Consider the following 1,572-nt stretch of genomic DNA (forward strand, 5'->3'; position numbering starts at 1 on the left):
ATGATCTCCAGCACCAGCGCCGACTTGCGCCGCGCCGTCCAACGCTTGATCTCTTCGTCCATCACTTGGCTCATCGGTGTCTCCTTCGGAAAGTAACACCTGAGCAGGAAATCAGTGGGTCATTACATCGGCGCCGGATGCCCTTGGGCTGACTTGTTGGCTTGTGCATTGGCGCTTTGTCCAGTGGTGCTTTCCTCTGCGCAATCGCCTTTGGCTTTGCAGCCCTACCGCTCGGTGCTGCCATCGCAGCCGGCTACTTAGTTGCGCCGCTCATCTCTTGGGTGGCTCCCAAGTTCTTTCGGGCGCTGCCTAACAATTCATTCAAGCCGACGCCGCTTCGCGGCGCGGCTTAATTCAGGCGTTAGGGCTCAGCATGAGAGAACCGGATATTCCCCTTAATGTTGAAGAGCGAACTCTGTTCTCAGAGATTTGCTTTAACTGGCAAGACCTCGAGGAATTGCGGGGTTCGCTCGCGCAGATGGAAGCTCTAGCTTCTAGAATTCTTGAGCGTAACGTGGTGCCTGAAGTGCGAGTTTCCTACTTCACTGATCCCGATTTCAACCCGACAGGCCGAGGCAAGTCGCGCAAAGACGTCTTCGAGAGAAACGGAACGTCTGGTGTGGAGATACTGAAGCACCCGCACTTTCTTAAGCATCTTGAGTACTTCATTTGCGGACCAGACCTACCTATAACGGCGATTGAGAAGTTCAGAAGCGAGGCCGGCTCTTCTCACCTCACTGGCAGCGACATTGTTGACTTGGGCCCATACGCTCGATCATGTGTACGCCAGCATCGATTAGATCCACATCACGCCTCAGAGGAATTCTTCAAGCTGGCTGTTGAGTGTGGGGCAATGCCGAGCTTTGCGGACAACTTTCGCAAGTCAATTCGCGCTGTTAAGTTGGCGTAGAGTGAGCCCTAACAATTCATTCAAGCCGATGCCGCTTCGCGGCACGGCTTAATTCAAGCGTTAGGCGGCCCATGAAGATTTCGTTGCCCCTTCTAGCAATTGCCTTGCTGACTCCCGCTGTATGCCGCAGTGGAGAGCCTCGTTCGACGAATCTTATCGCCCCATTGCATGATCAATCTGCAATTAATGGTTTCTCATGGAGGGCATCTTCTACCCACGCAGGAGAGGGCTTCATATTCTTAGCCGAATATGACCAGTCCAGAGTGCTCATGAATATTGGTGGCACTGATACAGAGCTGACACCGATTTCAACTAGAGGCCATTTAAAGGGTCTGGGCAGCGTGGAAACTTCCATGTATCGTTCAAAGAATGGCGCCGTCGTTTATGCTACTTACCTGGCATCTTGGCTTTGCCCAAAGGGCAGCGATTCTTGTGAGGTGACCAAATTCAATGCAACCTATGAAGTCTCTACAGGCACCAGACATCAAATCATCAATGCCACTGGAGATGTTGACTGTTGAGGGGCCGCCTAACGATTCATTCAAGCCGACGCCGCTTCGCGGCGCGGCTTAATTCAGGCGTTAGGCTGCTTATCGCGATGTACAACTAACGGAGTGATTAAATGTCAACGGAAAAGCGACTGGAACACCTTGAGATCGTGC

Annotated in this window: 2 protein-coding genes and 1 pseudogene; 2 read left to right on the forward strand and 1 reads right to left on the reverse strand. The window is 52.5% G+C overall.

Annotation, left to right across the window (positions count from 1 at the left end):
- Positions 1–74, reverse strand: a pseudogene (locus LDO26_RS18255) (DUF1153 domain-containing protein); the annotation flags it as partial.
- Positions 75–373: 299 nt separating this feature from the next.
- On the opposite strand from LDO26_RS18255, the gene LDO26_RS18095 reads away from it, so the two are divergent.
- Together LDO26_RS18095 and LDO26_RS18100 are read left to right on the forward strand one after the other, a co-directional pair.
- Positions 374–910: a hypothetical protein gene (locus LDO26_RS18095; RefSeq protein ID WP_232132486.1), complete on the forward strand. Its 537-nt coding sequence runs from the start codon at positions 374–376 to the stop codon at positions 908–910.
- Positions 911–981: 71 nt separating this feature from the next.
- Positions 982–1,431: a hypothetical protein gene (locus LDO26_RS18100; RefSeq protein ID WP_232132487.1), complete on the forward strand. Its 450-nt coding sequence runs from the start codon at positions 982–984 to the stop codon at positions 1,429–1,431.
- Positions 1,432–1,572: the final 141 nt, after the last annotated feature.

This window comes from Proluteimonas luteida, from assembly GCF_021191695.1.
Classification (GTDB): Bacteria; Pseudomonadota; Gammaproteobacteria; order Xanthomonadales; family Xanthomonadaceae; genus Luteimonas; species Luteimonas luteida.